This is a genomic window from Actinacidiphila oryziradicis (assembly GCF_005047355.1).
Taxonomy (GTDB): Bacteria; Actinomycetota; Actinomycetes; order Streptomycetales; family Streptomycetaceae; genus Actinacidiphila; species Actinacidiphila oryziradicis.
Map to the genome: position 1 here is coordinate 1 of NZ_SUMC01000189.1, position 8,311 is coordinate 8,311.

Genomic DNA, 8,311 nt, shown 5'->3' on the forward strand with positions numbered 1-8,311 from the left:
CGCACACCATGCAGGCGCACGCTGATTGGGGCCGCCGTCGCCGCTGGGAGCGCCCTGGGACTTTTCTGGGACTTCCGGCTGCATCAACGGGCACGAGTGTGAAACAGCCGAAAGGCCGTCTGCGCAGTTCAACGACGCGCAGCCACCCAGCGCGGCAGGTCACGGGCCTCGCCGGTCTCTTCCGGGACAACTGACCACGACGGCACCCCGGCCTTACGTAGCGCTTCTCTTCGGCGGCACAACAGCAGCATGCCCTCCGAGCAGGTCCTAGGGCCTGTTGTGAAAGTGCCGACGGGCCGGACCAGGGGATGCCCTGGTCCGGCCCGTCGTCCGCTTGTCTCTACAGGTCGAGCTGGTACTGGACTGTCGTGTGTGTGGGCACGTAGTCGAGGCTGTCGCTGATGTGTCTCATGTGCGTGTTGCTGTCGGCGGTGTCAGTCAGAAGGCCGCCGAGGTCTGGATAGCGCCCGTGGGCTTGTCGGATCGACTCGGCCTTCATCCATCGGCCGAGGCCGTGTCCGCGGTGCTCGGGCAGCACGCCGGTGCCGTAGTGCTGGCCATCACCCGTGCCGTCGCCGGGGACGACGAGTTCCGTGAACCCGGCGATCGAGTCGTCGGTCGCGTCGATGGCCACGACCGTGTGCAGATGGTCCCCGCGGTCCTGAACGGCCTTCGCTGCGGCCCGGACCCGGTCCACGTCCCAGATTGCGATGCCGTGGTCGGTGTCCTCCATGGGCATGTCGTCCATGGCGCGGCGTGAGGCGGCGAACGTCCAAGCCCCGTGTCTCACATGTGGATGTGGTGGCGGTGCGCCGTGCGTTCCATCTTCCAATCGCGAATCCTGGCCAATCGGCCACGTGCGCGGGTCATGCGCTCGTCGAGCAGCCGCACCTTGTCGTGGCCGAGGCCGATCGCGTACGGCAGGAAGGACGCTATATCGATCCCAGACATGCCGATGACCAGAACCGAGTTGATGGCAGCACTTGCCCGGTACGCGGCCAGACGCTCCGGATCCGAGTTTCCCTCGGCGTCGTTCAGTCCGGCGGGCGCGCTGCGGGCAGCATGGCGTCCAGAGTCGCTCACGCCGACCGCCCAGGTGCGGTATCCGCCGGGGTTTCCGAAGTAGTGGGTTTCGGCGTAAGCGAAGCGTCGGGCGCCGACAGCGGCGTAGCTGTCCTGCTGTGCAATGCCGGCCGAGACGTCGGTGAGGGTCGACTTTCCAAGTGTGATCTTCCGGGTGTGGTTGTAGCCGTGCCCACCGATCTCGATGCGGGCCGGAAGCGCCAACTGCGGCTAGTGAGCGCATACATCACGACATCGTCGTCCGGTCCGCACCATGTGGCCAGGTAGCCGAGCCGGCCGAAGGCCCATACGCGCGCCGTGAGATCCATCGGTACTTGCTCGATGTGACGGCCGCGGAAGCGGGATCGAGGCTTGGAGCCGAAGCGCTTCACGGTCTGCTGGTACTGCCACGCGGGTTCCCCAAAGAGGCCCTTGACGTATTCGTGCCGCACGCCGGGCGCCAGTCTCCGGTGGTTCTTTGCCAGGTACCGGGCCTTGCCTACTGTGGTCAGCCACGTAGTGCGGATCAGCGCAGAGAAGCCGATCGACGCCATGATGATCGGCACGAGCTTCCAGGCGGGGAGCGCCCCACTGAACCAGTCCTTGAGTATGTGAGCTACCCCGTGCAGCGATTCCATCCGCCGATGATGCCCGTCCTCGCTGCCTGCCAGCCAACCGCGTGTCTATGTGGGCGCGTTCGGCCTTGCGCACACGGCTCCGGAGGCTTCTTGACTCCCGAGCGTTCCAGCAGGTCACGGCGCCTCTGGATCGTCCAGGTCATGCTTCTCGTCCACGGATAGTCCACGCGGCGTGAGTCAGTTGGGATGCTCCGCCCTTGTCGTAGGGTGACGCCGTGACTGACCACATACTTGAGACACAGGCCACTTACGATGTCATCGCGTCCGAGTACGCGGGGCGATGGGCCGGACCGGCTGAGTGGGTCAATGCCGAGATTGACCGCTTGTCCGCAGTACTCCCGCCGGGGGCCCGCATCGCGGACATCGGCTGCGGTCCCGGCCATCACACCCGGCTACTGCGGGAACGAGGCTTCCGCGCCAGCGGTTTCGATCTGTCCTGGGGGATGCTTTCCTCGCATGGGGCGGCGGGGGTCGCTCAGGCCGACATGCGTGCACTGCCCATAGCAACGGGATCACTGGACGCCGTATGGTGCGCCGCCGCACTGCTGCACATCCCAAGGACCGACGTCCCGGTCGTGCTTAGCGAGTTCGCCCGAGTGTTGCGGTCAGGTGGTGAGTTGACCACCAGCCTCGCCGAAGGTGACGGTGAGGTCTGGGAACCTGTCTCGTACCAATCGAGTCGCCGACGCTGGTACGTCTTGCACCGGATCGAGTCGTTTAGTGCTCAGCTGCATGAAGCGGGCTTCGATGTTGTCGACTACTCCCGCCGATCGACCCACCGCGAGTGGCTGCACATTCGCGCTCATCGGCGCTGAACTCGCGATGCGAGGGCCTGCCCACGGTGTAGGACCCCAGTTTGGAAGAGTGAGGCTGCGGAGCGGGCCTCACCTCGGCGGACGCTCGCCTGCGGCAACGCGGCGCTATCACTGCTGTTCCCCGCGGCTCCCCGCTGGCACCGCCGCACGTGGCACGGCTGTAGCACGCCCGATCCCCTCGATGCGAACTACGGGCAGGACGGTCGCTGAGGTCTCTACGGCTGGTCAGCTGGTCGCCTGGGGTCGGTGACGGTCGGCTTCGGTCGCGGTGGTTGCTGTACTTCGCTGCTGTACAGCAACGGCTCCGGAGGCCCTGGGCCCATCGGCTGTTTGTCCTGGTCGCTGCTGTGATCATGCGTGGTGATGCGCCTCCTGGCCGGGAAAAGGCCGGGACACGGATTCCCCGACACACGGATGATCATTGCTACAGTCCCGCCATGGCTGAAGCACCTGGATCACCGAGCGGCCCGGTTACCGCGGCCGATGTCGAGCACGCCGTCCGCCTGGCGGTCATCGCCCTGCGCGGAGCGGACACGCAGGACTGGAGTGCCAAGGCCGGTTCCCTGGAGTGGGAGTGCTGGAAGACCGTCGAGCACCTCGCCGACGACCTATTCTCCTACGCCGTCCAACTGGGCCCCGAGAAGCCGCCGCTGGACAGCGACGTCCCGTTCGCGTGGAGTCGCAAGAAGCCAGGCGGCTCGGCGAACGCCATCTCCGCAGACCGCGACGCCGGTTGGGCTGGCCTGCTGCAGGTACTGGAGGCCAGCGGCGCCCTGCTGACGGCCATCGTCCGCACTACGCCGCCGACGGTCCGGTCACACCACACCTTCGGCGCAGCCGACCCCGAGGGCTTCGCCGCCATGGGCATCGTCGAGACCCTGGTGCACACGCACGACATTGCCGTGGGCTTGGGCATCGGCTGGACGCCGCCCGTCGAGCTGTGCGACCGGGTGCTGGCCCGGCTCTTCCCCGACGCCCCGACCGACACCGACCGTTGGTCCACCCTCCTCTGGGCCACCGGCCGCGCAGAACTCCCTGGCCGGCCGCGCCTCACCAAGTGGCGTTGGTACGGCACGCCCCGGGCCGACGACGGGCCGTAGACGATCTGTCAGTCAGCCCGGCAACCACTCAGGGGCCCGACCCGCTCTCGCGGATCAGGCCCCTGACCGCCTGAGCTTCCATTGGCCGGGCGCGAGCCAGCGTTGGCATAGGTGCACGCTTTCCAACTGTCCGCATGACCGTCCGAGGGTGTTCACGGCGGTTCATCCACCAGGTCAGACAGAGCGCACGGACGACGATGAACGTCGGCGGCTGTAGGCGTACTGGACAAAGACCAGGACAAGGTACGAGGCCGGGGGATGCCAGGCTCGGGTGGTCGACGCCGGGTGGATATGCCTTCGCAGCTGGTCCCCCCTACTCATGTGGCCGGGGGGCGTACCAACGCGTTTAGAGCACTAGCCGGTCGGCCAACGGGCGCGCTCAGTGCTGTACTGCGAGTCCGGGGCGGTGGCGCCGCATCGCGTCCAGGACCGCCTCAGGCGGCACCGGCAAGGTGTTTGTGGCCATGTTGGCCGGACCAAAGCCGAGTCGTGCGTTCATGGACGCGGTGCTGCGGACGAGCTTGGGTGCTCGAGCCAGATAGGCGTCCGGATCGTGCAGCACCAGCTCAATGAACCGCTGCGAGGTGTTACGTACCCGCTGCTCGCGAATCCGCACGGCGGCTATCTCGTCCCAGCCGAACCGGCCCAGCCTCACGTGGTCCACTCCCGCGTCGTCCAGCACCAGCTCCGGTCGGCCGTGGAGCAGGCGCTGGATGATGATCACCGAGCAGAACCCGAAGAAGGGCACGGCCAGCGCCCCCGCCACAGTGATCTTCACGGTGCTGTGGGCGACCAGGAAAATGGTGCCCAGAGCGACGAAGACCAGAGAGCCGGCCAGCATGGCCCACACACGTCCCTTGGCGAGCGGGTAGACCGTCGGGGGCAGTGGAACGCCGTCTCTGATCACGGGCTCAGACGATAGGACCAGCGCCCTCGTCAACGGAAGCCTTTCCGTAGACCGTCTGGTGCCGTGGCCGTCCCGTCTGCCGTCGTCCCACACGTCAGTGGAACGGGTCTGCTCGGCTCTGCCTGGGTCGACGGTGGGCGGGATGGGAGCCCCCGCGCGGGTGACGGTTTTCAAGACCGACGACTAGCACGCTCCGACTGGGCGGTTGACCTGCCTGTTCCTCACCTGGACCAGCATGTCGATCAACCGCCTGGCCAGAGGATGGCCACGGGCCGGCTCACCAGAGGTGGGTGCCGAAGTGCTGGTACTGAACCGCCCTTCCGGTGGGGTGCAGCGTCGCCCCGCACTCCGCCGGAGAGCCGCGGGGTTGTGGTCCTCGTTGGTCGTTGCCGCTCGTCGCTGGCCGCCCTCGGACGGCCCGGGGCACACGACTCCCGAGGGCTCATGCGTCTCACGTGTCTCCGCTGGTCAGAGGGCTATGAACCCTATGGTGCGCCGGACCTGTCCATGAATAGTCCGCAATCCTCAAAGACAGCTACTGAAGCAGGATCTCTTCAGGCGCGCCTTGGTGATGCACATCGATGGCTCCCCACACGACGTCATGTGCACTGCCACGGTCGCGCCCACAGCTGAGTGAGCAGTCCACCGTCGGTATCCATCCTTGCTGACCTGCGAAGAACAGCGTGGGGCGCGGCGTGGCTTGTCGATGTGACCGTGGTTGACCGCGGATCCCTGCTCAGTCCCGGTTGCGTATCTTGTGGGGGTATACCCCAGCCCGTTACTGCCACACTGTGTCCAGGCGTGGTCCGGATCAGACCACCAGTTGGAGCCTGTATCGGACCCGGCAGCGCAGCGGCGCGTGTTGGGTTCAGAGTCGTTGACGCCTTCAGGCTGGGTAATGTCCTGTCAGTGGCAGAGGTCGACGATGTGCGAGTAGCGGTGGGGACGAATGACGGCGAGCAAGACTGACGGGCGGGACCACTTCCCTCTGGGGGTCCTGGAGCAGCGCAACTTCGGTATGGAGGTAGAGGCCGACGTCGAGCGTGTGCTGACGGTGCTTGGTGGATTCGGGCTGTCGAATTCCGGACCTGGCTTGCGCAATGCGGTGGCCGTCGCGCTAGTGCACGGTACCTATCTTTACGAGAATCAGACCTCCCTACCCGAGATCACAAAAGGCCTGTTAGATGCGCTCGATAGTCTGGGAGTGGCTTTTCTACGCAGGCGGGCCACGATTGACGCCTACCAGCGGATTGTGTCGCCAACTGCTGGGGCGTTAAGCGCGGACGTCGCGCACGTTGTCTTTGAGTTTCCCGGCTGGGCGACAGACCAGGACTGGCTGCACGAGTGTGCCGCTGTAGGCGGCAACTTTGCGGGGAGTGCGAAACTTCCGGCAAAGTTGGTGGCAAACCTGTGTCGGCAATTGGTGGGGACTCTATGCGTTGCCGGCGAAGAAGCGGTTGCGGCTCGCCTGTTGGACGGTTTGCTGTCACACGTACGCCGGGAACTATCCCGCTCAGTTAGCGACCCGAAGACCGTACCTAGAGGCGGTTGCCCCCAGCGCGGTGGACTTCACATACGAGCGGGAAGGTCCGGACCATGAGACGGTATTCCGTGCCATCGCGACTGATGGTCGTGGACGCCGTGGTACGGGCGTGGGCAGGAGTAAGAAGCTCGCATCCCGTAACGCTTCGCTGGACTTTCTACAGCAGCACATCCCGCATGCCCTGTCCGCCCCCCGTCGTGTGGAACCCGTGCCAGGTTCTACTCCCGTTGAAATTCCTGAGCCGCGGTCGCACACCCAAGGCGTACGACGACTTCAGGCCATGTTCGCACTGCCGGAGACGGCTCTCCCGCTACTCTCCCAGGCGTTCATTCATGCCTCATGGGCATATGAGAACAGCGCCAAGCTGCTCAGGTACCGCCAGCAGAACAACCAGGTTCTTGCCTTCGTAGGCTCGAACGTTGTCGTCTACGAGGATGCCTTGGTTGCCGCTCAGCAAGCGGTGTTGGAACCCCCTGAGCAGTTCTCTTACTTGAACCTTGATAACAAGGCATACGACGACGTTTTCCGAGAAGCTGGCCTTGAGAATGCTGTCCTGCTTGGAGCAGGACAGGCGGGGCACGGTATTTCCCTTGAAATGGGTGCCAACTTCTTTCAGGCCATCCTAGGCGCTGTGTATGTAGGCAAAAGCTTGCCAAACAGGTTGGCGCCCTACTGGCCTTCAGCCTGGGCTCCTATATGGCGGACGATCACGTCGTCTAAATCTCGCTCTGCTGACCCGACAACGCTGCTCGAACGTGCTGCCAGCGCCATGCAGTTGCGGATCCAGCATCATTTCAATCATAGTGGGCCGGATCACGCCATTCTTTACCGAACGACAGTCATTCTGGATAGCGAAGCCCTTGGTATCAGTACTCGGGTACTAGGACCCGCGACTGCGGGTAAGACACAGGCTAAGCAGAATGCGTCTGCTGTTGTTCTTCAGATATTGGAACGACTTGCCCGTCCTTATCCAGCACAGGAGTTGGCCGATACGGCACCAGATGAGAAGAATCTCGGCTGCTTCCTGCTTGCGCATCAGGCAGCAGTCCTGTCGACGTCGCCGGTGTCACTGCAGCGTTGGATCACGAGCAGATTGTTCGGTCTACATTTTGCTCAGGATCCGGCAAAATTGGTCGCGTGGGCCGGTGAGGTCGACGAGCTCTTGGATAGTCGGACGACGATGGGCATCGCCCCCCTTCGGGACGTATTTGGAGTTGTTCTAGAAGGATCACTTCGCTCAACCAAATCCCTGGATGAGCGTCTGGCCGATGCCGTGAGCGACCTTGAGCGCATTATTACTCCGGAATTCCTCAGTCGTGAATTCCTTGACCAGCTTGTTCAACTCGGCGATGTACATCGCTGCCTGGGAAGGGAGGATCAGGATACTGATTTGCCCGCACTCGCTGACGATTGGCAGATTTTGTATCGTGGTCGGCTCGCGATTTCGAAATACGTACCAAACATACAACTCACAGGACGGGAGCGGGCTATCCTCGACGCTGCAGTGTCGACTGTCCTGATCCCGGGAGCAACCGCTACAGTAGAGGTTTCCGATTCCCGACCCCTGCGAATTCGCTTTCTCTCCGGAGTCGGTTCGGAGTCGCAAAATGCCCGAGCGGAAGGTATATGTGCTCTGTGGTCTGGTGTAAGTCGGACCACAACTCTGTCACCAGTCGACGAGGGCATCGAGGTGGTCATCAGAGCCACGGAAGCGCCCGCGGATCCGGCACCATTGCAGAGGCTGTACTGGGTGCTCTGAGACCCAAGCCGGAACCGTACCGGGCCTCCGTGGCTGACCTGCTCCACGATCTCAAGAACCAAGTCGTAGCAGCCCGCCAGGCTGCCTCGCAGCCGGCCGAAAATCGGACTGCCGAGTTGGCGCGACAGTACGCCGCACAGCGTCACCTGGACCAGGCGAAGGCCCTCGGTCTCCGGCTCAGGGCTGCGACCTCGCTGCTCGAACCCGCGAGTGGCGGGGGCGCGAGCGTGGAATTGGGATCATTTCTGCGACGTTATGGAGCGTCGGCGCTTGCCTGGCTTCCAATGAGCATATCCTTGTCCATACCCAATGCCAGCAGTGTCGTCTATGCAGCACTTGACGAGCACGCCTTGACCGCCATCCTAGTGTCTCGTGATCCTGTTTGTGTCACTTCGCGTTGTTGTCGACGAGTTTCTTGATGTTGGTCTGGACGAGTCGGACCTTGGCGAGGATCTCGTCGGCGGTCGCGGTCCAGGTGAAGGGTTTG

The 8,311-nt window shown here is 63.9% G+C and carries 5 protein-coding genes and 3 pseudogenes; 4 read left to right on the forward strand and 4 right to left on the reverse strand.

Features of this window, described 5'->3' with window-relative positions; all coding sequences use genetic code 11:
* Window positions 1-340: 340 nt before the first annotated feature.
* From FCI23_RS52480 to FCI23_RS64465, 3 genes and pseudogenes are all read right to left on the reverse strand, one after another.
* Window positions 341-802 (reverse strand): annotated as a pseudogene (locus FCI23_RS52480) (GNAT family N-acetyltransferase); the annotation flags it as partial.
* The gene (locus FCI23_RS52485; RefSeq protein WP_136731012.1) at window positions 787-1,287 is read right to left on the reverse strand and encodes an ETEC_3214 domain-containing protein; all 501 of its coding nucleotides are present in this window, start codon (window positions 1,285-1,287) and stop codon (window positions 787-789) included. The gene FCI23_RS52485 and the pseudogene FCI23_RS52480, both read right to left, overlap by 16 nt.
* Before the next feature lie 26 nt (window positions 1,288-1,313).
* A pseudogene (locus tag FCI23_RS64465) lies at window positions 1,314-1,700 on the reverse strand (hypothetical protein); the annotation flags it as partial.
* A 215-nt stretch (window positions 1,701-1,915) separates the two neighbouring features.
* Between FCI23_RS64465 and FCI23_RS52490 the strand changes: the two are divergent.
* Complete coding sequence (locus FCI23_RS52490) at window positions 1,916-2,515, forward strand: class I SAM-dependent methyltransferase (protein WP_136731014.1); 600 nt, start codon at window positions 1,916-1,918, stop codon at window positions 2,513-2,515.
* A gap of 437 nt (window positions 2,516-2,952) precedes the next feature.
* Window positions 2,953-3,615: a hypothetical protein gene (locus FCI23_RS52495; protein ID WP_136731016.1), complete on the forward strand. Its 663-nt coding sequence runs from the start codon at window positions 2,953-2,955 to the stop codon at window positions 3,613-3,615.
* A gap of 379 nt (window positions 3,616-3,994) precedes the next feature.
* On the opposite strand, the gene FCI23_RS52500 is transcribed toward FCI23_RS52495, so the two are convergent.
* Complete coding sequence (locus FCI23_RS52500; RefSeq protein WP_246144880.1) at window positions 3,995-4,522, reverse strand: STM3941 family protein; 528 nt, start codon at window positions 4,520-4,522, stop codon at window positions 3,995-3,997.
* A gap of 1,562 nt (window positions 4,523-6,084) precedes the next feature.
* Between FCI23_RS52500 and FCI23_RS64470 the strand changes: the two are divergent.
* Together FCI23_RS64470 and FCI23_RS52505 are read left to right on the forward strand one after the other, a co-directional pair.
* Window positions 6,085-6,219 (forward strand): annotated as a pseudogene (locus FCI23_RS64470) (putative dsRNA-binding protein); the annotation flags it as partial.
* A gap of 126 nt (window positions 6,220-6,345) precedes the next feature.
* The gene (locus tag FCI23_RS52505) at window positions 6,346-7,824 is read left to right on the forward strand and encodes a ribonuclease III family protein (protein ID WP_246144881.1); all 1,479 of its coding nucleotides are present in this window, start codon (window positions 6,346-6,348) and stop codon (window positions 7,822-7,824) included.
* Window positions 7,825-8,311 lie beyond the last annotated feature (487 nt).